Source organism: Enterobacter cloacae complex sp. Mu1197, from assembly GCF_040059225.1.
In the GTDB taxonomy this organism is placed as follows: domain Bacteria; phylum Pseudomonadota; class Gammaproteobacteria; order Enterobacterales; family Enterobacteriaceae; genus Enterobacter; species Enterobacter quasiroggenkampii.
This window is the reverse complement of record NZ_CP157375.1, coordinates 802,768-823,855: the sequence shown is the minus strand read 5'-3', so window position 1 is coordinate 823,855 and position 21,088 is coordinate 802,768. Positions and strand designations below refer to the sequence as shown.

18 protein-coding genes are annotated in these 21,088 nt (G+C 55.1%); 8 read left to right on the top strand and 10 right to left on the bottom strand.

Going from position 1 to position 21,088, the window contains the following annotated elements; genetic code table 11:
- Nucleotides 1–11: 11 nt before the first annotated feature.
- Nucleotides 12–1,142 carry a fimbrial protein gene (locus ABFV38_RS03825; RefSeq protein ID WP_235403543.1) on the top strand — a complete coding sequence of 377 codons (1,131 nt, stop codon included), beginning with the start codon at nucleotides 12–14 and terminating at the stop codon, nucleotides 1,140–1,142.
- 1 nt (nucleotide 1,143) lies between these two features.
- On the opposite strand, the gene ABFV38_RS03820 is transcribed toward ABFV38_RS03825, so the two are convergent.
- The 4 genes from ABFV38_RS03820 to ABFV38_RS03805 all read right to left on the bottom strand — a co-directional run bounded on the left by ABFV38_RS03820 (nucleotide 1,144) and on the right by ABFV38_RS03805 (nucleotide 4,694).
- Nucleotides 1,144–2,391 carry a polysaccharide deacetylase family protein gene (locus ABFV38_RS03820; protein ID WP_348958536.1) on the bottom strand — a complete coding sequence of 416 codons (1,248 nt, stop codon included), beginning with the start codon at nucleotides 2,389–2,391 and terminating at the stop codon, nucleotides 1,144–1,146.
- A gap of 64 nt (nucleotides 2,392–2,455) precedes the next feature.
- On the bottom strand, nucleotides 2,456–2,896 hold the full coding sequence (locus tag ABFV38_RS03815) for a PTS sugar transporter subunit IIA (RefSeq protein ID WP_045907814.1): 441 nt from the start codon (nucleotides 2,894–2,896) through the stop codon (nucleotides 2,456–2,458).
- A 104-nt stretch (nucleotides 2,897–3,000) separates the two neighbouring features.
- Nucleotides 3,001–3,771 carry an ABC transporter permease gene (locus ABFV38_RS03810; RefSeq protein WP_032675960.1) on the bottom strand — a complete coding sequence of 257 codons (771 nt, stop codon included), beginning with the start codon at nucleotides 3,769–3,771 and terminating at the stop codon, nucleotides 3,001–3,003.
- A complete protein-coding gene (locus ABFV38_RS03805) occupies nucleotides 3,768–4,694 on the bottom strand; it encodes an ABC transporter ATP-binding protein (protein WP_008501946.1) in 927 nt (308 codons plus the stop codon). The genes ABFV38_RS03810 and ABFV38_RS03805 overlap by 4 nt, the downstream gene beginning before the upstream one ends.
- Nucleotides 4,695–4,801: 107 nt before the next feature.
- Here ABFV38_RS03805 and can point away from each other — a divergent pair, with 107 nt between their 5' ends.
- Nucleotides 4,802–5,464 (top strand): carbonate dehydratase, encoded by a 663-nt coding sequence (gene can / locus ABFV38_RS03800; RefSeq protein WP_008501947.1) that lies wholly within the window; start codon nucleotides 4,802–4,804, stop codon nucleotides 5,462–5,464.
- 87 nt (nucleotides 5,465–5,551) lie between these two features.
- Here can and hpt read toward each other — a convergent pair whose 3' ends face one another.
- Nucleotides 5,552–6,088 carry a hypoxanthine phosphoribosyltransferase gene (gene hpt, locus ABFV38_RS03795; RefSeq protein WP_008501948.1) on the bottom strand — a complete coding sequence of 179 codons (537 nt, stop codon included), beginning with the start codon at nucleotides 6,086–6,088 and terminating at the stop codon, nucleotides 5,552–5,554.
- A gap of 208 nt (nucleotides 6,089–6,296) precedes the next feature.
- Here hpt and ABFV38_RS03790 point away from each other — a divergent pair, with 208 nt between their 5' ends.
- A complete protein-coding gene (locus ABFV38_RS03790) occupies nucleotides 6,297–8,687 on the top strand; it encodes a pyrroloquinoline quinone-dependent dehydrogenase (protein WP_235403542.1) in 2,391 nt (796 codons plus the stop codon).
- Between the two features lie 86 nt (nucleotides 8,688–8,773).
- On the opposite strand, the gene cueO is transcribed toward ABFV38_RS03790, so the two are convergent.
- Nucleotides 8,774–10,342 carry a multicopper oxidase CueO gene (gene cueO, locus ABFV38_RS03785; RefSeq protein ID WP_223540026.1) on the bottom strand — a complete coding sequence of 523 codons (1,569 nt, stop codon included), beginning with the start codon at nucleotides 10,340–10,342 and terminating at the stop codon, nucleotides 8,774–8,776.
- A 145-nt stretch (nucleotides 10,343–10,487) separates the two neighbouring features.
- Between cueO and ABFV38_RS03780 the strand changes: the two genes are divergently transcribed.
- The 3 genes from ABFV38_RS03780 (at nucleotide 10,488) to speD (ending at nucleotide 12,616) form a co-directional block, all read left to right on the top strand.
- Nucleotides 10,488–10,835 carry a YacC family pilotin-like protein gene (locus tag ABFV38_RS03780; RefSeq protein WP_045327862.1) on the top strand — a complete coding sequence of 116 codons (348 nt, stop codon included), beginning with the start codon at nucleotides 10,488–10,490 and terminating at the stop codon, nucleotides 10,833–10,835.
- Nucleotides 10,836–10,951: 116 nt separating this feature from the next.
- On the top strand, nucleotides 10,952–11,821 hold the full coding sequence (speE, locus tag ABFV38_RS03775) for a polyamine aminopropyltransferase (protein WP_348958534.1): 870 nt from the start codon (nucleotides 10,952–10,954) through the stop codon (nucleotides 11,819–11,821).
- Nucleotides 11,822–12,616: an adenosylmethionine decarboxylase gene (gene speD / locus ABFV38_RS03770; RefSeq protein WP_008501953.1), complete on the top strand. Its 795-nt coding sequence runs from the start codon at nucleotides 11,822–11,824 to the stop codon at nucleotides 12,614–12,616.
- A 31-nt stretch (nucleotides 12,617–12,647) separates the two neighbouring features.
- On the opposite strand, the gene yacL is transcribed toward speD, so the two are convergent.
- Both yacL and acnB read right to left on the bottom strand, forming a co-directional pair.
- A complete protein-coding gene (yacL, locus tag ABFV38_RS03765; protein ID WP_039024350.1) occupies nucleotides 12,648–13,010 on the bottom strand; it encodes a protein YacL in 363 nt (120 codons plus the stop codon).
- 190 nt (nucleotides 13,011–13,200) lie between these two features.
- Complete coding sequence (acnB, locus tag ABFV38_RS03760; protein ID WP_032645211.1) at nucleotides 13,201–15,798, bottom strand: bifunctional aconitate hydratase 2/2-methylisocitrate dehydratase; 2,598 nt, start codon at nucleotides 15,796–15,798, stop codon at nucleotides 13,201–13,203.
- Between the two features lie 399 nt (nucleotides 15,799–16,197).
- Here acnB and ABFV38_RS03755 point away from each other — a divergent pair, with 399 nt between their 5' ends.
- The gene (locus tag ABFV38_RS03755; RefSeq protein WP_348958532.1) at nucleotides 16,198–17,766 is read left to right on the top strand and encodes a DUF3300 domain-containing protein; all 1,569 of its coding nucleotides are present in this window, start codon (nucleotides 16,198–16,200) and stop codon (nucleotides 17,764–17,766) included.
- 10 nt (nucleotides 17,767–17,776) lie between these two features.
- Entirely contained in the window at nucleotides 17,777–18,568 is a 792-nt protein-coding gene (locus ABFV38_RS03750; protein ID WP_348958531.1) for a DUF2950 family protein, read from the top strand.
- A 55-nt stretch (nucleotides 18,569–18,623) separates the two neighbouring features.
- On the opposite strand, the gene traT is transcribed toward ABFV38_RS03750, so the two are convergent.
- A complete protein-coding gene (traT, locus tag ABFV38_RS03745) occupies nucleotides 18,624–19,355 on the bottom strand; it encodes a conjugal transfer complement resistance protein TraT (RefSeq protein ID WP_048225655.1) in 732 nt (243 codons plus the stop codon).
- Between the two features lie 195 nt (nucleotides 19,356–19,550).
- Complete coding sequence (gene lpdA / locus ABFV38_RS03740; protein ID WP_003856313.1) at nucleotides 19,551–20,975, bottom strand: dihydrolipoyl dehydrogenase; 1,425 nt, start codon at nucleotides 20,973–20,975, stop codon at nucleotides 19,551–19,553.
- Between the last annotated feature and the right edge of the window lie 113 nt (nucleotides 20,976–21,088).

The following is a 21,088-nucleotide window of genomic DNA, read 5'->3' as shown; positions in this document are numbered from 1 at the left end:
GGCACTACAGGATGAAAATGCATCATAAATTAACAGGATGTTTAAATACGCTCTTTTTTATCGGGCTTACTGCCGCCGGTTTATTGGGGTATCAGGGACAAGCTGCCGCCACAGAATGCCAGTTCGCTGATGGCTACGGGGGCACCACGACGCTGGTAAACGGCACTTTTGATGCCGGTATCCGCTGGTATCCAAAAAGCAATAACGACTCGGTGTTGCTGGCATCATTCGATACGGACCTCAGCCCTGGGCTGGTATCTCACTGCAGTGCGGGAAGCGACGGACGACAGCTGGCATATAATGACAGCGCAAGCGTCGGGAATAAACTTGGCCGCGGTCCGCAGCCTGAGGGTGGTATGGGTAACTACTACTACACAAACGTTAAGGGCATTTACTTTTCCGTAAAAATTTACTCCAGCGCCGGTGGCGGGTATTTTGGCGACGGTAATAGAAGCGACGCCGCCGGCTGGACGGACCTCGTTAACCCCAGCGATAATATCTGGGAGGGGAAAACCTGGAAAGCCCATATTAATATCTGGCAGGACACCAACGAGTTTATGATGAATGGCGGCAATATAAATAATGCAACGTATATTTCCCCAAGAAGCGCCTTTACGCTCGGACTCATGACGATAGGCGATCCGTCCGACAGCGATAACAAACCCTGGACATTTAACGTGACGCCAACGTCCTTCCAGATCCCGATTATTCCCTCCACCTGCGAGTACGCGCAGTTGGACTCGGGGAATAACACCATTAATATGGGGGATTATATGCTTTCAGACTTTAACGCGTCCCCTGTCAGCCATCCTTTCAGGGTTCAGTTGCTCGGGTGTAATAACGTTTACGCAATTAAATACAAAATGACAGCCAGCAAGCTCACGGGGCCTGACAATAATTTGTTGGGAAATATGCTGAATAACGGGGCTGAAGGCATCGGGGTCAAAATTTTAGTCGAGCGGAACTGGGGGCCTGAACAAATTAACCCCAATGAGGAAAGCGACATTATTCTCTCCCCGAACACCGACCCAGGTTCAAGCTATGGCCTGTTAAACTTTCGGGCACAGCTGGTTAAAGACGGCAATCCGTTGAAAGTGGGCAACTTCACCGGCATGACCACCTTCCAGATCACTTATTACTGATTCACCCCTGCGGCTGATTGCTGATCAGCCGCGACATCGTCTCCAGCGAATCCGTTCTTAAGATATACAGGCGCTTCAGCAAGAACGGATTATCCCCCGGCTTGACCTTCCCTCGTACCGTCGTCACCGCCAGATGGAACCCGGCGTCATTCGCGGCTTTGATCGCCTTATCGTCATAACCGCCGAACGGATACGAGAGGTAAAGCACGTGCGGGTTGAACTGCGCCAGGTCGCGGCGCGAGCGCTTAAAATCAAACAAAATATTGTGATAGCTGCGGCTCAGTAAAATGGGCTGATGGTTATCGTCGACGCGGTGCAGGAAGTGCGTGTGGGACTGATAGTCGAACACGTCATGCATCTGCTCCAGCTCCGACACGCTCATAAACTGCAGGAATTTTGGTGCCCATTTTTGCGGGTGGCGCTTGATGCGCGACGAGATGATGAACGACGTCGCCTTAAAGCCATACGCTTTGAGGATCGGGTAAGCATAGCGGTTAACGGACTTCAGGCCATCGTCGAAGGTAATCACCACCGATTTCGCCGGCAGGTTCATCTTGTTGCGCACATACCCTTCCAGCTGATACAGGGTCAGGGTGGTATAGCCCTGATCGCGCAGCCAGGTCATCTGGTTGTTGAACGCACGCACGCTGGTGGTCGTGGAGGTATGGCGAAAACGGGTGTTCTCTTCGTCGCGCAAAATATGGTGGTAGGTAATGACCGGAATGCCGTTATCTTCCTGCGCGTCCAGGCTGCTGATCCAGGCCAGGCGGTTGCCGATGCGGATCTGGAACCAGGTCTGATTGAGGCGATCTTTGAGCTTGTTCAGGATCGGATAGCGAAGATTGGCGCTTAAGGTGCCGAAGGGTGCGCTACCGTTGTTCGGGGCGTTATAAACAGGCGTGTCTTTCCACGTTATCAGGTTTTGATTGCTCAGCGGTTTATTCAAATCCCCCAGGCCATCCTCGACGCGCTGTTTGCCCTGCACCGGCTCCAGGTGCCCCTTGTCGATAAAGCCCGTGCCAAATCCGAAGCGAAATTCATAGTAGTCCGCCGCCGCAGGCACAACCGCAAGGATCTGCCCTGCCCGCACGTTGCCAACGTTAATGACGCTGTTGCCGACCTGCGCCCAAATCGCCGCATCTTCGGTGGTTTGCATATATTGAGCAGGCAGTCTTTGCTGACTTAATAAACTGGCAGAAGAAGTGCCGGAGACGAACATCAATAGCAGGAAAACAATACGCGTGAACATGAGGGTCTTATTCGAAGCGGAAATACTTATGCCATTGTAGCAAAAGCGACATCAATACCAATGTTTAATTCTTATACAGGTCATGAAGCAGGACAAAGGGGGGATTTTTTTGCTGCTGATGCCACAAGCTGCTGACGCCCGGTGTACCCTGCGCGACGATAGCGTTACGGAACGCCGCACTGGTTAATGTTTCGCGCTGGGGATACATCATTTCAAGCAATGGAAGGCTAATACCGGAGATTACCTCGCAGCCGTCGTGCTTATGGCTCATCAGAGCCGCAGCACGGTACGGCGCCGCGCCGGATTTATCAGTAAGAAAAATCACGCCCTCTCCGGTGTCGGTTTCATGCAGGGCATCGCACATCATCCGGCCAAGCATGTTGGTGCTCAAGCCGCGCCAGTAGTTGACGGCGCGACACTGTGGCAGTGGACCAAACCTGGCTTCCAGCTTCAGCAGCATGTCCTGCGCCCGTTCATCGTGGCAGGTGATAACCCATCCCAGCATAACTCTCTCCTTAGCAGGCAAGTAGTTTAGCGAAGTGAAGGTTAGCTTACGGTGATAACTGTCAAAGAAAATGCCCGGCAAACAGAATGTCGCCGGGCTGAGGGCTAGCTGCGCAGACCGCGTCCGCGCTGGATCAGGTACCAGCACAGCAGGTAGAAGACGATGATGAACACCGCCAGCACCGCCACCGTGGTAAACAGCGGCACATCAGTGATGCCGAGGAAGCCGAAGCGGAAGCCGCTGATCATGTAGACGATCGGGTTCAGGTGCGACAGCGCCTGCCAGAACGGCGGCAGCAGCGTCAGGGAGTAGAACACCCCGCCAAGATAGGTCAGCGGCGTCAGCACGAAGGTCGGGATCAGGCTGATGTCGTCAAACGTTTTGGCAAACACGGCGTTCAGCAAACCGGCCAGCGAGAAGAGGATTGCCGTCAGGAGCAGCGTCAGCGCGACGAACAGCCAGGAGTGAACCTGGAACGGGACAAAGAACAGCGAAATCGCCGTGACCAGGATCCCGACGCACAGCCCGCGCGCCACACCGCCGCCGACGTAACCGGCAATAATGACGTGCGTCGGTACCGGCGCGACCAGCAGCTCTTCAATATTGCGCTGGAACTTGGCGCTAAAGAACGATGACGCCACGTTGGCATAGGCGTTGGTGATCACCGCCATCATAATCAGGCCCGGCACGATAAACTGCATATAGGTAAAGCCGTGCATCTCACCAATCCGGGAACCAATCAGGTTACCGAAGATGATGAAATAGAGCGTCATCGTGATGACCGGCGGCACCAGAGTTTGCACCCAGATGCGCATAAAGCGGTTAATCTCTTTCGCCCAGATGCTTTTCAGCGCGACCCAGTAAAGATGCGTCATGCCTTGTCTCCTTGTTTATCCTGCACCAGAGAGACAAACAGCTCTTCCAGTCGGTTCGCTTTGTTACGCATACTTAAGACCTGAATCCCCTGCGCGCTCAGCTGTGAAAACACGCTGTTGATGCCCTGCTCGCGCAGCACTTCCACTTCCAGCGTCGAGGTATCGACGAGGCGGTATTGATAACCTTCGAGCTTCGGCAGCGGGCTCTTTGCCGCCAGATCGAGAATAAAGGTTTCTGACTTCAGCTTGGAGAGCAGGTTCTTCATCGAGGTGTTTTCCACCAGCTCGCCGTGCTGAATGATGCCGATGTTGCGGCACAGCATTTCTGCCTCTTCCAGATAGTGGGTGGTCAGAATAATGGTGGTGCCTTTGTCGTTGAGGTCTTTCAGGAAGCCCCACATGGAGCGGCGCAGTTCAATATCGACACCCGCCGTCGGCTCATCAAGAATCAGCAGTTTTGGCTCGTGCATCAGCGCGCGGGCAATCATCAGGCGGCGCTTCATCCCGCCGGATAACATCCGGGCGCGTTCGTTACGCTTTTCCCACAGATCGAGCTGCTTGAGGTATTTTTCGCTCCGCTCCAGGGCCTCTTTACGCTCAACGCCGTAATAACCCGCCTGGTTAACGACGATCTGCTGCACCGTCTCAAACGGATTGAAGTTGAACTCCTGCGGCACCAGACCCAGCTGACGCTTGGCGTTCACCACATCTTTTTGCAGGTCATAACCAAAGACGCTCACCCGGCCGGACGTTTTATTGACCAGCGAACTGATGATCCCAATGGTGGTCGATTTCCCCGCGCCGTTCGGCCCCAGAAGCGCATAAAAATCACCGGCTTCTACTTTTAGATCTATTCCGCGCAGCGCCTGAACGCCGCCCGGATAGGTTTTTTTAAGCTGCTCAAGCTCCAGTGCAATTGCCATGAAATTAACTTACCTTCAGTTCTGACACACGTTGTGTGGTTTCATTAAAAGTCGGGTTACCCTATAGTAGCGCAACGCAATTACTCGGTTACAGGTCGCTAACCTCCATGAACAACATAGATACACTCATCAGCAACAATGCACTATGGTCAAAAATGCTGGTGGAGGAAGACCCCGGATTTTTTGGAAAACTCGCGCAGGCGCAAAACCCACGCTTTCTCTGGATTGGATGCTCCGACAGCCGCGTACCGGCGGAGCGCCTGACCGGCCTTGAGCCCGGCGAACTGTTTGTTCACCGCAACGTTGCCAACCTGGTGATTCACACCGATCTCAACTGTCTTTCTGTTGTTCAGTATGCCGTTGACGTTCTGCAAGTCGAGCACATCATCATTTGCGGCCACTACGGCTGCGGCGGCGTGCAGGCGGCGGTTGAAAACACGGAGCTGGGGCTCATTGATAACTGGCTGCTGCACATCCGCGATATCTGGTTCAAACATAGCTCACTGCTGGGCGAAATGCCGCAGGAGCGTCGCATGGATACCCTGTGTGAACTCAACGTGATGGAGCAGGTGTATAACCTGGGCCACTCAACGATCATGCAATCGGCGTGGAAACGCGGGCAGAAGGTCTCAATCCACGGCTGGGCGTACGGCATTCACGACGGTCTGCTGCGCAACCTGGAAGTGACCGCCACCAACCGGGAAACGCTGGAGCAGCGTTACCGTTCGGGAATTGCCAACCTTCAGCTTAAGCACGTAAACCATAAATAAAGCCGGGTGGCGGCTGCGCCTTACCCGGCCTACATGTGCCCATTCGTAGGCCCGGTAAGCGCAGCGCCACCGGGCAACAAACCGCAATTACTCGTCCAGCAATACCACTTTCCCAACATACGGCAGATGGCGATAACGCTGTGCGTAGTCAATGCCGTAACCGACGACGAATTCGTCAGGAATAGAGAAACCGACAAACTCTACCGGCACCTGCACTTCACGGCGGTCAGGTTTATCCAGCAGGGTGCAAATCGCCAGCGATTTTGGCTCACGCAGGCTCAGGATCTCGCGCACTTTTGACAGCGTGTTGCCGGAGTCGATAATGTCCTCAACGATCAACACATCTTTGCCACGAATATCTTCATCCAGATCTTTCAGGATTTTCACATCACGGGTGGTGGACATGCCGCTGCCGTAGCTGGAGGCGGTCATAAAATCGACCTCATGGGGCACGTGCACTTCACGGCACAGGTCGGCCATGAACATGAAAGAGCCGCGCAACAGACCGACCAGCACCATTTCGCTGCCGCTGTCCTTGTAATGTTCGGTGATTTGACGACCCAGTTCGGCGATACGCGCTTTGATCTCGGCTTCCGGGATCATCACTTCAACAGTATGTTTCATATTACTAACCAAATGATTTTAATGAAAATCTCTCAATACGGATGAGTTAATATCCAGCACTGATACGCAAGCCAGCCATTATATCAGCAAATGGATAACCCTGGCGTATGAGTTATAAAAAGCAAATATTGTGATTCCGATCACACTTGTTAATACCTATAATTAGTTGCTAGCAAATTATTAACAAAAACTGACGAGTACACTTTCTATGGCTGAAACAAACTCTAAACAGCCGCGTCTACTGGTGACATTAACAGCGCTATTCGCCGCCTTCTGCGGCCTGTACCTGTTAATCGGTGGCGTCTGGCTGGTCGCGATCGGCGGCTCCTGGTACTACCCGATTGCGGGCCTGGTTATGCTTGGCGTAACCGTCCTGCTCTGGCGTAGAAAACAATCTGCACTGTGGCTGTATGCCGCACTCCTTCTTGCCACCATGATCTGGGGCGTCTGGGAAGTCGGCTTTGACTTCTGGGCGCTGACGCCGCGCAGTGACATCCTGGTCTTCTTCGGTATCTGGCTGATCCTGCCGTTCGTCTGGCGTCGCCTGATCGTGCCGTCCAGCGGTGCCGTTGCGGCGCTGGTGGTGGCGCTGCTGATCAGCGGGGGTATCCTCACATGGGCTGGCTTTAACGACCCGCAGGAGATCAACGGTACGCTGAACGCAGAATCCACGCCTGCGGCAGCGATCTCACAGGTCGCTGACGGCGACTGGCCTGCCTATGGTCGTAACCAGGAAGGCCAGCGTTACTCTCCGCTGAAGCAGATCAACGCGGACAACGTTAAGAACCTGAAAGAAGCCTGGGTATTCCGTACCGGCGACCTGAAGATGCCGAACGATCCGGGTGAACTGACCAACGAAGTGACGCCAATTAAAGTCGGCGATATGCTTTATCTGTGTACGGCGCACCAGCGTCTGTTCGCGCTCGACGCGGCCACCGGTAAAGAGAAATGGCACTTCGATCCGCAGCTGAACTCCAACCCGTCCTTCCAGCACGTGACCTGCCGTGGCGTCTCTTATCACGAAGCGCGCGCCGATAACGCGAGCCCGGAAGTGGTTGCCGACTGTCCGCGCCGCATTATGCTGCCGGTCAACGATGGTCGTCTGTTCGCCATCAATGCCGAAACGGGCAAGCTGTGTGAAACCTTTGCCAACAAAGGTATCCTGAATCTGCAGACCAATATGCCGGACACCACGCCGGGTCTGTACGAGCCAACCTCGCCGCCTATCATCACCGATAAAACCATCGTGATTGCCGGTTCGGTAACGGATAACTTCTCCACGCGTGAAACCTCCGGCGTTATCCGCGGTTTCGACGTGAATACCGGTAAACTGCTGTGGGCCTTCGACCCGGGCGCGAAAGATCCGAATGCGATCCCGTCGGACGAGCACACCTTTACCTTTAACTCGCCAAACTCCTGGGCACCTGCAGCGTATGACGCGAAGCTGGACCTGGTCTACCTGCCGATGGGTGTTACTACGCCAGATATCTGGGGCGGTAACCGCACACCGGAGCAGGAACGTTATGCCAGCGCTATCGTGGCATTGAACGCGACCACCGGTAAGCTGGCCTGGAGCTATCAGACCGTACACCACGATCTGTGGGATATGGATATGCCGTCCCAGCCGACGCTGGCGGACATTACCGTTAACGGCAAAACCTTACCGGTGATTTACGCCCCGGCGAAAACCGGCAACATCTTCGTACTGGATCGCAGCAACGGCAAGCTGGTTGTGCCGGCACCGGAAAAACCGGTTCCGCAGGGTGCGGCGAAAGGTGATTACGTCAGCAAAACCCAGCCGTTCTCCGATCTGAGCTTCCGTCCGAAGAAAGACCTCAGCGGGGCAGACATGTGGGGTGCCACAATGTTTGACCAGCTGGTGTGCCGCGTGATGTTCCATCAGCTGCGCTATGAAGGCATCTTCACCCCGCCTTCTGAGCAGGGCACGCTGGTCTTCCCGGGTAACCTGGGGATGTTCGAGTGGGGCGGGATCTCCGTTGACCCTAACCGTCAGGTAGCGATCGCCAACCCAATGGCGCTGCCGTTCGTTTCCCGTCTGATCCCACGCGGTCCGGGCAACCCAATGGAGCAGCCGAAAGACGCGAAAGGCAGCGGTACCGAAGCCGGTATTCAGCCGCAGTATGGCGTACCGTTCGGCGTAACGCTGAACCCGTTCCTGTCGCCGTTTGGTCTGCCGTGTAAACAGCCTGCCTGGGGTTACATCTCCGGTCTGGATCTGAAAACTAACCAGATCGTGTGGAAAAAACGTATTGGTACCCCGCAGGACAGCATGCCGTTCCCGATGCCGGTTCCTGTGCCGTTTAATATGGGTATGCCAATGCTGGGTGGCCCAATCTCCACCGCCGGTAACGTGCTGTTCATCGCGGCAACCGCAGATAACTACCTGCGCGCGTACAACATGACCAACGGTGAGAAACTGTGGCAAGGCCGTCTGCCTGCGGGTGGACAAGCCACGCCGATGACCTATGAAGTGAATGGCAAGCAGTACGTTGTCATCTCTGCGGGCGGTCACGGTTCGTTTGGCACGAAGATGGGCGACTATATTGTCGCGTATGCGTTGCCTGACGAAAACAAGTAACTGAAAAGCCCGGTGGCGCTTAAGCTTACCGGGCCTACGGGTACGCTATATAGGCCGGGTAAGGCGAAGCCGCCACCCGGCTTTTTTTATACGGTAAAGCCCAGCATCATCCCCGTATCTTCATGCTCCAGCAGATGGCAGTGCGCCATATAAGCAAACTCCTTCGGCGCATCGTGGTCAAACTTCACCAGCACCTCGCTGACGCCGCCTTCCACCTTCACCGTATCCTTCCAGCCCGCGCGATGCGCGTCCGGCGCGTTGCCGTTCTCAGAAAGAATGCGGAACTGCGTACCGTGAATATGGAACGGATGCAGCATCATGTCCCCTTCACCTGAAATCACCCAGCGCTCAAACTGCCCTTTTGTCGCTGCAAACATCGGCGTGTTCATGTCGAACGCTTTACCGTTGATCATATTGGCGTTATGGAAATCAAAGCCATGGTCGCCGTGATTCATGTTACCCATGCCGCCCATTTTGCCGTGGTCCATATTCATGTGGCCCATCATCTGCCCGTGATGCATCCCCGCCATCGCCTTATCACCATATTTCGCCATCAGCGCCTGCATGCCCATCATATCGAGCATCGGGTTCATGGAGAGCTGCAGTTTGCGTTGCGTAAGCCCATCAAGTGACGGGAGTGCCGGCAGAGTGGTTAACGTATCAGGCAGCGTGCCGGAAGCGGTCACCTGTAACGGCTGAATACGCAGCACCGGATGCGGCTTGTCAAACGGCGCGACCGCCATCCCCATCTGACTAACCGGCAGGGTCACGAGGTCAAACGCCTTGCCGTCGCTGATATCCACCAGCACCTCAAAACGCTCCCCCATCAGCATCGGCAGTTCGTTGACCTTCACCGGCTCAGGCAGCAGCCCGCCGTCGCTGGCGACCACGTACAGCGGACGCTTATCGCTGGCGGCGAAGTTGAGTGAACGCGCGTTACAGCCGTTAAGCAGACGCAGTCGCAGCCAGCCTTTCGGCGCAGCATGCTGAGGATAAATGGCGCCGTTGGTCAACAGCGTGTCGCCAAACCAGCCTACCGCCGCGCTCATCACGTCCAGTTGGTAGTCAATTTGCCCGTCAGCGGTGAATTTCTTGTCCTGCACAATCACCGGCACATCGTCGATGCCCCACTGTTTCGGCAGGCGCAGCAGGCGGCTCTCGTCGTCTTCAATCAGCACCAGTCCCGCCAGCCCCATCGCCACCTGATGGCCCGTTTTGCCATGCTGATGCGGATGGAACCAGCAGGTTGCCGCGCGCTGGTCGGGCGTAAAGGTGACGCTGCGCGAACCGCCTGCTTTGATGATGCCCTGCGGCCCGCCGTCTACCTCGCCCGGCACTTCCAGTCCGTGCCAGTGCACCGTCGTCTCTTCAGCAAGCGTATTGTGGATATCCACCGTCACCGCCTTCCCTTTGCGCAGCTGCAGCGCAGGGCCGAGCAGATTGCCGTTATAGCCCCAGGTTGTCGCGTTGTGCGCACCGAACAGCGTGCTGCCGGACTGAACAACAAGCTTGATACGGCTACGGGCATCCGCGGTCAGCAAATCAGGGATGGGTAAGGCAGGCCTGTCAGCCGCAAAAACCGCGCGGCTCCAGAGAGGCAATGCGCTGGCAGCACCCAGCGCCACGGAATATTTTAAAAAATCACGACGTTGCATGTTCATTTCCTTATTTCCAGCAGGCGATCTTTTGAGCATAAACCCTCCCCTTACCGGAAGGTCAAGTAAAGCGGCAATAATAAAGATCGTCGCACTGGCATCAAGTATGCTAACGTTAATTTTCCGTGAAGAAGTGGTAGAAGCAATGAAGACGTTTTTCAGGACAATTTTGTTCGGTAGCCTGATGGCAATGTGTGCGAACAGCTATGCGCTAAGTGAAAATGAAGCGGAAGATATGGCCGATTTAACGGCAGTTTTTGTATTCCTGAAAAATGATTGTGGCTACCAGAATTTACCCAACGGGCAAATTCGCCGCGCGCTGGTCTTTTTTGCCCAGCAGAACCAGTGGGATCTCAGCAACTACGACAGCTTCGACATGAAGGCGCTCGGCGAAGACAGCTACCGTGACTTAAGTGGTATTGGCATTCCCACCTCTAAAAAATGCAAAGCGCTGGCTCGCGACTCACTCAGCCTGCTCGCCTACGTCAAATAACCTTCCCGACGCCCCCTGTTGAACCTATAGCCGTGCAACCACGGTTATAGTTAGCTATCATGTTTCGCTCATTTTTTTGTGAGCGTAACGGATGTTAACAAAGGAGGAGTCCGCGTATGGCCGACCACACGTTGTGGCATGAAACACTGCATGACCAGTTTGGTCAGTACTTTGCCGTTGATAACGTGCTCTATCATGAGAAAACCGATCACCAGGATCTGATCATCTTCGAGAATGCTGCCTTTGGCCGCGTCATGGCCCTGGACGGCGTCGTGCAAACGACCGAGCGAGATGAGTTTATCTATCATGAGATGATGACCCACGTCCCGCTGCTGGCACACGGCCACGCGAAGCATGTCCTGATTATCGGCGGTGGCGATGGCGCAATGCTGCGTGAAGTTTCCCGCCATCGTTCCATTGAAACCATCACCATGGTGGAAATCGATGCGGGCGTCGTCTCTTTCTGCCGCCAGTACCTGCCCAACCACAATGCCGGCAGCTATGACGATCCGCGCTTTAGCCTGGTGATTGACGACGGCGTTAACTTCGTTAACCAGACCTCGCAGACCTTTGACGTGATCATCTCCGACTGCACCGACCCTATCGGCCCCGGCGCGTCGCTGTTTACCTCCTCGTTCTACGAAGGCTGCAAGCGCTGTCTGAACCCGGGCGGGATCTTCGTTGCCCAAAATGGCGTCTGCTTCCTGCAGCAGGATGAAGCGCTGGATAGCCACCGTAAGCTGAGCACCTATTTCGATGATGTCAGCTTCTATCAGGCGGCAATTCCAACCTACTACGGCGGGATCATGACCTTTGCCTGGGCGACGGATAACGACGTCTTACGTCATCTCTCCACCGAAATTATTCAGGCCCGCTTCCATCAGGGCGGTCTTCAGTGCCGATACTACAATCCGGCTATTCATACCGCAGCGTTTGCTCTGCCGCAGTACCTGCAAGACGCATTATCCACTAAGGGGGTGAGCTAATTGAAAAAGCTTAAACTGCATGGCTTTAACAACCTGACCAAAAGCCTGAGTTTTTGTATTTACGATATCTGCTATGCCAAAACAGCGGAAGAACGCGATGGTTACATCGCCTATATCGACGAACTCTACAACGCCAACCGTCTGACCGAGATCCTGTCAGAAACCTGTTCCATTATCGGCGCCAACATCCTGAATATCGCCCGACAGGATTATGAACCCCAGGGCGCCAGCGTGACCATCCTGGTCAGCGAAGAGCCGGTCGACCCGAAGCTTATCGACAAAACGGAACATCCGGGCCCGCTGCCGGAAGTGGTGGTTGCCCACCTGGATAAGAGCCATATCTGCGTCCATACCTACCCGGAGAGTCACCCGGAAGGTGGGCTGTGTACGTTCCGCGCCGATATTGAAGTGTCGACCTGCGGCGTGATTTCCCCGCTCAACGCGCTGAACTATCTCATCCACCAGCTGGAATCGGATATCGTCACGATTGATTATCGCGTGCGCGGTTTTACCCGTGACGTCAACGGCATGAAGCACTTCATCGACCACGAGATCAACTCTATTCAGAACTTTATGTCCGAGGACATGAAATCACTGTATGACATGATGGATGTGAACGTGTATCAGGAAAACATCTTCCATACCAAGATGTTACTTAAGGAATTCGACCTTAAGCACTATATGTTCCACACGAAGCCGGAAGATTTGAGCGAAGAAGAGCGTAAGGCGATTACTGACCTGCTCTGGAAAGAAATGCGCGAGATTTACTACGGCCGTAATATTCCGGCCGTGTAAGTGTTGCCCGGAGCAGGGACGCTTCGGGAAGTTACCGCTGTTTCATGAACTCGCGGTAGGCATTCACCACCTGAAGGAAGTCTTCTACGCCGCACAGCGACAGGCTTTCTTCGTCATAGTAGCTCATCCCCTCTTCCATCTCGTCGCCTGAAAACTCGAGCTGGTTGGCACGCACCATGACCTCTTCACCATCCATCCACAGCGTGTATTCGTGCCCGGCGCGTTGCCAGGAGCGTTCACTGCCTTTCACCGTCTTTGCCGCCTGTTCAACCTCATCAAGAAGGGCGAGATTTTCTTTCACCTCTTCGTTAAACCAGTGTCCAACGGCTTCGTGGCCCATCGACATACGCACTTTCACCACTCCGGTGATGTCGCGCAGAAATTCGTAATCCATAGTGTTTTCCTCTGCAAAGCCATTAGGGTAATTATCGCAGCAGAGAGGAAGAAAAAAAGCGTGAGAGGTGGGAGGAATGAAAATAAAAAGGTGAGAGCAAGACCCTGCGGCCTGATGCCCTCACCCCGTCCCTCTCCCGTGGGAGAGGGTGCAAACACTAAAAACCGTCTCGTAGAGACGGTTTGGCTGTTTATACCGCCGTCTGGAAGATAACCCCGTCAGCCTTCTCGGTATACTGAGAGAGCTGGTCGAAGTTCAGATAGCGATAGGTATCCACCGCGGTCTTATCCACCTGAGCCACAAAGGTCTGGTACTCTTCCGGTGTTGGCAGTTTGCCAATCAGCGCCGCAACCGCCGCCAGCTCCGCAGAGGCCAGGAAGACGTTCGCACCGGTACCTAAACGGTTCGGGAAGTTACGGGTCGAGGTGGAAACCACCGTCGCGCCGTCGGCGACGCGCGCCTGGTTGCCCATACACAGGGAACAGCCAGGAATTTCAATACGGGCCCCGCTCTTACCAAACACGCTGTAGTAGCCCTCTTCGGTCAACTGAGCCGCGTCCATACGGGTTGGCGGCGCCACCCACAGACGGGTTGGCAGCTGGCCTTTGTGGGTATCCAGCAGCTTTCCAGCCGCACGGAAGTGGCCGATGTTGGTCATGCAGGATCCGATGAACACTTCGTCGATCTTCTCGCCCTGAACTTCGGACAGCGGACGCGCGTCGTCCGGATCGTTCGGTGCACACAGGATTGGCTCTTTGATATCCGCCAGATCGATGTCGATCACCGCCGCGTACTCTGCGTCAGCATCAGCTTCCAGCAGTTGCGGATCGGCCAGCCATTTCTCCATGCCCTGGATACGACGCTCCAGCGTACGACGGTCGCCGTAGCCTTCTGCAATCATCCACTTCAGCAGCACGATGTTAGAGTTCAGATACTCAATAATCGGCTCTTTGTTCAGCTTGATGGTACAGCCCGCAGCTGAACGCTCAGCGGAGGCATCGGTCAGCTCGAACGCCTGCTCAACCTTCAGATCCGGCAGACCTTCGATTTCCAGGATACGGCCAGAGAAGATGTTTTTCTTCCCTTTCTTCTCAACGGTCAGCAGACCCTGTTTAATCGCATACAGCGGGATCGCGTGTACCAGGTCGCGCAGAGTGATACCCGGCTGCATTTTACCTTTGAAGCGCACCAGCACCGATTCCGGCATATCCAGCGGCATCACGCCCGTCGCCGCAGCAAACGCCACCAGACCGGAACCCGCCGGGAAGGAGATACCGATTGGGAAACGGGTATGGGAGTCACCGCCGGTACCCACGGTATCCGGCAGCAGCATGCGGTTCAGCCAGGAGTGAATTACGCCGTCGCCCGGACGCAGGGAAACACCGCCGCGGTTCATGATGAAGTCTGGCAGCGTGTGGTGCGTGGTTACGTCAACCGGCTTCGGATACGCCGCAGTGTGGCAGAAGGACTGCATCACCAGATCGGAAGAGAAGCCCAGGCACGCCAGGTCTTTCAGTTCGTCACGGGTCATTGGGCCAGTGGTGTCCTGAGAACCTACGGAGGTCATCTTCGGCTCGCAGTATGCGCCAGGACGAACACCTGCGACGCCGCAGGCGCGACCGACCATTTTCTGCGCCAGAGAGTAACCGCGATTGCTCTCCGCCACGTCTTTCGCGTGACGGAATACATCACTGTGCGGCAGACCCAGCGCTTCACGCGCTTTGGTGGTCAGGCCACGACCGATGATCAGCGGAATACGGCCTCCGGCACGCACTTCGTCGATCAGCACGTCGGTTTTCAGCTCAAAGCTCGCCAGCAGCTCGTTGGTTTCGTGATTACGCACTTCACCTTTGTACGGGTAAACGTCAATCACGTCGCCCATGTTCAGGTTGGAGACGTCCACTTCGATCGGCAGGGCGCCCGCATCTTCCATGGTGTTGAAGAAGATCGGTGCAATTTTACCACCGAGGCACAGGCCGCCACCGCGCTTGTTTGGCACATGCGGGATGTCGTCACCCATGAACCACAGCACGGAGTTGGTCGCGGACTTACGGGAAGAACCGGTACCCACAACGTCACCCACGTAGGCCAGCGGGAACCCTTTTTTCTGCAGGGCTTCGATCTGTTTGATCGGGCCAACGCTGCCAGGCTGATCCGGCTCAATGCCTTCACGGGCGTTTTTCAGCATCGCCAGGGCGTGCAGAGGAATATCCGGGCGAGACCACGCGTCCGGTGCCGGAGAGAGGTCATCGGTGTTGGTTTCACCGGTCACTTTGAAGACGGTAACGGTGATTTTTTCAGCAAGTGCTGGACGATTCAGGAACCATTCGGCATCAGCCCAGGACTGCATCACCTGCTTCGCATAGACGTTGCCTGCTTTGGCTTTTTCTTCCACATCGTAGAAGTTATCGAACATCAGCAGCGTAGACGAGAGCGCTTTAGCGGCAATCGGTGCCAGCTTGTCGTTATCCAGCGCGTCAATCAGCGGATGAATGTTGTAACCACCCTGCATGGTGCCGAGCAGTTCAATGGCTTTTTCAGGAGTAACCAGTGGGGAGGTGGCTTCGCCTTTGGCGATAGCAGCAAGGAATCCGGCTTTTACGTAGGCAGCTTCATCTACGCCAGGCGGTACGCGGTTGATCAACAGATCTAACAGGAATTCTTCTTCGCCCTTAGGCGGGTTCTTCAGCAGCTCGACGAGCGCGGCCATTTGGGTTGCATCTAAAGGTTTGGGTACAATTCCCTCGGCGGCACGTTCTGCTACGTGCTTACGGTATTCTTCTAGCACGACGGTTCTCCTCGCTCTCATTGTCATATGCGGCGGGCGTTCTCTTCACGCTCCTGTGAGACAGCAGTTTGTAGGGTAAATGCCCGATACCGCGTCGGGCAGCATAGCAGGATTTCTGCACAGTGTTAATCCGTTTACAAAAAAGCAACATTAAAAAATTTGCTGAATCGTTAAGCATGGTGTAGCGGGGATTTAGGCCATCATTTTGCGGTTTCTTCCGCACCGTGACGCTTCAGTTTTTCCTTCATCAGATATAATTGTGTAATAAATACTCACACTCTTTATCCGGACGTACCGGACGCTTCCCAATAAAAGTCAAAACAGTAAAAGACGGGTGAATAATACTCACGCCAACCGTAACGCCTCACGGCACAGCGCTTGTCTCGTTGGAGTCATTTTATGAAGTTGCCCTTTAAGCCACATCTGCTCGTCCTTCTGTGCAGTGCCGGGCTGCTTGCCGCCTCAGGCATTATGTTTGTCAAAAGCCGCGCAACGGAACCCGTTGCGCCCGCCCCCGTCGCTCAACAACCGGCGGCCCCCGCTGCACCGGCAGCAGCAACGCCCGCCCCTGTCGTCGCGCCAACCTATACTGCCGCGCAAATCGATCAGTGGGTTGCCCCTATCGCGCTCTACCCGGACGCCCTGCTGTCACAGATCTTGATGGCCTCGACTTATCCGGCCAACGTGATTCAGGCGGCGCAGTGGTCAAAAGACAACCCTAAAATGGAGGGGGACGCCGCCATTCAGGCTGTTGCCAGCCAGCCATGGGATCCGAGCGTCAAATCGCTGGTCGCGTTTCCTCAACTGATGTCGCTGATGGGTGAAAACCCGCCGTGGGTACAAAATTTGGGCGATGCGTTTCTCGCGCAGCCGAAAGACGTGATGGATTCCGTTCAGCGCCTGCGCGCGCTGGCACAGAAGACAGGCGCGTTACAATCCACGCCTCAGCAGACGGTCACCACCGTGACTAAACCGGCTCCGGCTAAAACCAGCACCACCGAGGCAACGACGACAACCACAACCACGTCTGCGCCCGCGCCAACGGTGATCAAAATTGAATCTGCCGATCCGCAGGTTGTGTACGTCCCCACCTATAACCCCAATACGGTTTACGGGACCTGGCCCAACACTGCCTATCCGCCCACCTATCTCCCGCCTACACCCGGGGAGCAGTTTGGCAACAGCTTCGTCAACGGCTTAGGCTTCAGCCTGGGTGTCGCCACAACCTATGCCATTTTCAGCAATATCGACTGGGATGACGACGATGACTGGGATCACCATCATGACGGTGACTGGGATAATCACGGCGGCTATAACCGCAACGGTGATAACAACATCAATATTAACGTTGAGAACTTCAATAAAATCAGCGGACAGCGTCTGACGGACGCCAACCGTACCTGGCAGCATAACCCGGCCTATCGGGAAGGTGTGCCCTATCCGACTAACCAGCTCAACACCCGTTTCCACTCCACCAGCACGGCTACCGGGCTAAGCTCAACGCAGCAAAAACCGGTTAACCGGGACAGCCAGCGTCAGGCGGCCCTGAGCCAGATGGAGAAATCCACGGGTAAAACCTTCCCGCAAACGGCACGTCCCGGCACGAAAGACGTGCAGCGTCAGGCCTCAAGTGAACAGCTGAAGCAGATTTCCCAGCGCAATAACTACCGTGGCTACGACACCAAACCGCAGACGGCGAAGCGGACCACCACGCAGCAGCGAGAAAATCGCCAGACCACCGCGCAGAGACAAGAGAAACGGGTTTCACAGCCCGCACAGCAACGCACTCTCCAGCAGCGGAACAGCCAGCCCCGGGCCAATGCGCTGAGCGGCAACGACAGCCGCTCTGCGAACTGGCAGGCGCAGCAGCAGCGTGGTGCGCAAAGCAGGCAGCTTGCGGCTCGCCAGCAGCAGCCGCGTCAGGCGTCTGGTGGACGCGCTGAACGCCGTGAAATTCGACATCGCTAAGGGAACCGACATGAAAAGTAAACTACTCAGTGGAATGGTGTTGTTCATGCTTTCGGCCTCGGCGATGGCGCAGCAGTCTTTCAGCACGCCCAATCAGGCGACCGATGCGCTGGCCAACGCCATTGGTGAGCATAATGAGCGCGCGATGAGCAACCTGCTTGGAGATAACTGGCGCGATTTTCTGCCCCCTGAAGGCGTTGATCCGGATGCCGTCGATCGTTTCCTGCGCGACTGGAAAGTCCGTCATAACACCGTTGTCGAAGGGGATACGGCGCATCTTGTTGTCGGCGATAACAGCTGGCAGCTTCCCATCCCGGTGATCAAAACCGCCACCGGTTGGCAATTCGATATCAAAGAAGGGGCGGAAGAGATTCTGACCCGCGAAATCGGGCGTAATGAACTTGCTGCCATTGAAGCCTTACATGCCTATGTTGATGCGCAGCAAAGCTACTTTGCGATGAACCAGAAATACGCGCAGAAGATTGTCAGCTCGAAGGGCAAAAAAGACGGTTTGTACTGGCCCGCCTCTCCCGGCGAAGCGCCCAGTCCGCTCGGACCGGCATTTAGCCCAAAAGAGCCGGGTACCGGCTATCACGGCTATCGCTTCCGGATCCTGCCGGATAAAAACGGTTTCGCGATGGTGGCGTGGCCGGTCAGCTACGGCCAGACGGGCGTGATGAGCTTTGTGATAAATCAGGACGACAAGGTGTACCAGTCCGATCTCGGCAGCGAGTCGGAGCAAAAGGCCCGGGCGCTGGCCTCATACGCGCCTGATAAAACCTGGCAGCCCGTCGAACCCTGAATACCCGCTCTGCCTGTAGGCCGGGTAAGGCGAAGCCGCCCCCCGGCTTTTTAACTTACAGAATATTGGCGACTGATTTCGCCAGCTGAGCTTCCAGAACCGGTTTGGCTTCTTCAAACTTCAGGTTTACTTTGTTAGCGTTCGACACCACGCGGGTTTGATACTTCGCACGGTCGCCCTGCTCGGAGCTGGTTTGCAGCTTCACGCCAGACGTTCCCTGACGCAGCGCCGCGATATTGTCCGTGGTCACCTTCGCCTTGCTGCGCTCGGAGATCTGCAGGTCGGTCACCATGGTATAGTTTACGTCTTCCACCATCGCATCTGCCGCCATGCCGATCAGCCCCGCAGCCAGCCCCACGCCCAGCGCTGCGCCGGAGGAGTTGCTGTTGTAGGCCGTGATACCGGCACCCAGCGCGGCACCCACAGCGGCACCTTCATAGCCGGTTTTCAGGTAGCCCTGAGATTCACGCAGGTCCATTTTGTCTGCTTTCAGAACGTTAGCCTGCACCCAATAGTATGCGCTGTCAGGAGAGCTGGTGACCTTGTATCCCTTGGCACTCAGATCGTTTGCCAGCAGCGTCTGCAGGTTGCTCATGTCTTTATCAGAAGTGTTTTTAACCTGAATGTAGACCGTTTTTTCGCTGGATGGCTCAAGCCAGATGGTTTCACTCATCTGCGTTTTTACTTCCAGGTTGCGTTTTTTCACCGCCGTCGTCATCGCACCGCACCCGGTCAGCGTCATCACTGCCGCTAATAAGCCAATCCCCATCACTTTCTTCAAAGACATGTTATTTCCTTTTTGTGTGTAATCAAAAGTCCAGAATCGTTAACCGTGCGGCCAGTAGCTACACAATGGTGCAAAAGGTATCGGCAGACAGAGGAAAATTTTTAGAGGAAATAACAATAAGTTACCTACCATAATGGGTAGTTTTCAGGCAAAAAAAACGCCTCCAGAGGAGGCGTTAGCAATCAGGGAAGAAACTTATTTCTTCTTCGCTTTCGCGTTTGGCAGGTCGGTGATGCTGCCTTCAAACACTTCTGCCGCCAGGCCCACGGACTCGTGCAGAGTCGGGTGTGCGTGGATAGTCAGCGCGATGTCTTCAGCGTCACAACCCATTTCGATAGCCAGACCGATTTCACCCAGCAGCTCGCCGCCGTTGGTACCGACAATCGCACCACCGATTACGCGGTGAGTCTCTTTGTCGAAGATCAGTTTGGTCATACCGTCTGCGCAGTCGGACGCGATAGCACGGCCAGAAGCAGCCCACGGGAAGGTGGCGGTTTCGTAGCTGATGCCTTTCTCTTTCGCTTCTTTCTCAGTCAGACCAACCCATGCCACTTCTGGCTCGGTGTACGCGATAGATGGGATCACTTTCGGATCGAAGTAGTGCTTCATGCCGGCGATAACTTCAGCGGCAACGTGGCCTTCGTGAACACCTTTGTGCGCCAGCATTGGCTGACCGACGATATCGCCGATAGCAAAGATGTGCGGCACGTTGGTGCGCAGCTGTTTGTCAACGCGGATGAAGCCACGGTCGTCCACTTCCACGCCAGCTTTGCCCGCGTCGAGGTTTTTACCGTTCGGTACACGACCGATAGCCACCAGCACGGCGTCGTAACGCTGTGGTTCGGATGGGGCTTTTTTGCCTTCCATGGAAACGTAAATACCGTCTTCTTTCGCTTCAACGGCAGTCACTTTGGTTTCCAGCATCAGGTTGAATTTCTTGCTGATGCGTTTGGTGAAGACTTTAACGATGTCTTTGTCAGCAGCCGGGATAACCTGGTCGAACATTTCAACCACGTCGATCTCTGAACCCAGCGCATGGTACACGGTACCCATTTCCAGACCGATGATACCGCCGCCCATAACCAGCAGACGCTTAGGAACGGTTTTCAGCTCCAGCGCATCGGTGGAATCCCACACGCGTGGATCTTCATGTGGAATGAATGGCAGTTCGATTGGGCGAGAGCCTGCCGCGATGATCGCGTTGTCGAAGTTGATCACGGTTTTGCCGTTTTCGCCTTCCACTTCCAGGGTGTTCGCACCGGTGAATTTACCCAGACCGTTTACCACTTTCACTTTACGGCCTTTGGCCATACCCGCCAGACCGCCGGTCAGCTGAGTGATAACTTTCTCTTTCCAGGTACGAATTTTGTCGATGTCGGTTTTCGGCTCGCCGAAGACGATACCGTGTTCAGCCAGCGCTTTGGCTTCTTCGATAACTTTCGCTACGTGCAGCAGCGCTTTAGAAGGGATACAGCCGACGTTCAGACAAACACCGCCGAGGGTGCTGTAACGTTCTACGATGACGGTTTCCAGACCTAAATCCGCTGCGCGAAATGCTGCGGAGTAACCTGCCGGGCCTGCCCCAAGTACTACGACCTGAGTTTTGATTTCTGTGCTCATCATGACCTCTTAGTTTATACCCGTCGTCCACCGGGTCGTTCTATCCGCCCGCAGTTTACAAAATTGTTAACAATTTTGAAACAACAAACGGCTCACGAATTGTCGCTTTCGCC

Excerpts from the sequence above, each read along its gene's own strand:
- ABFV38_RS03780 (WP_045327862.1), top strand. The coding sequence starts at position 10,488 with ATGAAGACGTTTTTCAGGACAATTTTGTTCGGTAGCCTGATGGCAATG.
- speE (WP_348958534.1), top strand. The coding sequence starts at position 10,952 with ATGGCCGACCACACGTTGTGGCATGAAACACTGCATGACCAGTTTGGT.
- ABFV38_RS03810 (WP_032675960.1), bottom strand. The coding sequence starts at position 3,771 with ATGACGCATCTTTACTGGGTCGCGCTGAAAAGCATCTGGGCGAAAGAG.
- ABFV38_RS03755 (WP_348958532.1), top strand. The coding sequence starts at position 16,198 with ATGAAGTTGCCCTTTAAGCCACATCTGCTCGTCCTTCTGTGCAGTGCC.
- ABFV38_RS03805 (WP_008501946.1), bottom strand. The coding sequence starts at position 4,694 with ATGGCAATTGCACTGGAGCTTGAGCAGCTTAAAAAAACCTATCCGGGC.
- can (WP_008501947.1), top strand. The coding sequence starts at position 4,802 with ATGAACAACATAGATACACTCATCAGCAACAATGCACTATGGTCAAAA.
- ABFV38_RS03750 (WP_348958531.1), top strand. The coding sequence starts at position 17,777 with ATGAAAAGTAAACTACTCAGTGGAATGGTGTTGTTCATGCTTTCGGCC.
- yacL (WP_039024350.1), bottom strand. The coding sequence starts at position 13,010 with ATGGATTACGAATTTCTGCGCGACATCACCGGAGTGGTGAAAGTGCGT.
- ABFV38_RS03790 (WP_235403542.1), top strand. The coding sequence starts at position 6,297 with ATGGCTGAAACAAACTCTAAACAGCCGCGTCTACTGGTGACATTAACA.
- hpt (WP_008501948.1), bottom strand. The coding sequence starts at position 6,088 with ATGAAACATACTGTTGAAGTGATGATCCCGGAAGCCGAGATCAAAGCG.
- cueO (WP_223540026.1), bottom strand. The coding sequence starts at position 10,342 with ATGCAACGTCGTGATTTTTTAAAATATTCCGTGGCGCTGGGTGCTGCC.
- traT (WP_048225655.1), bottom strand. The coding sequence starts at position 19,355 with ATGTCTTTGAAGAAAGTGATGGGGATTGGCTTATTAGCGGCAGTGATG.
- lpdA (WP_003856313.1), bottom strand. The coding sequence starts at position 20,975 with ATGAGCACAGAAATCAAAACTCAGGTCGTAGTACTTGGGGCAGGCCCG.
- ABFV38_RS03825 (WP_235403543.1), top strand. The coding sequence starts at position 12 with ATGAAAATGCATCATAAATTAACAGGATGTTTAAATACGCTCTTTTTT.
- ABFV38_RS03815 (WP_045907814.1), bottom strand. The coding sequence starts at position 2,896 with ATGCTGGGATGGGTTATCACCTGCCACGATGAACGGGCGCAGGACATG.
- ABFV38_RS03820 (WP_348958536.1), bottom strand. The coding sequence starts at position 2,391 with ATGTTCACGCGTATTGTTTTCCTGCTATTGATGTTCGTCTCCGGCACT.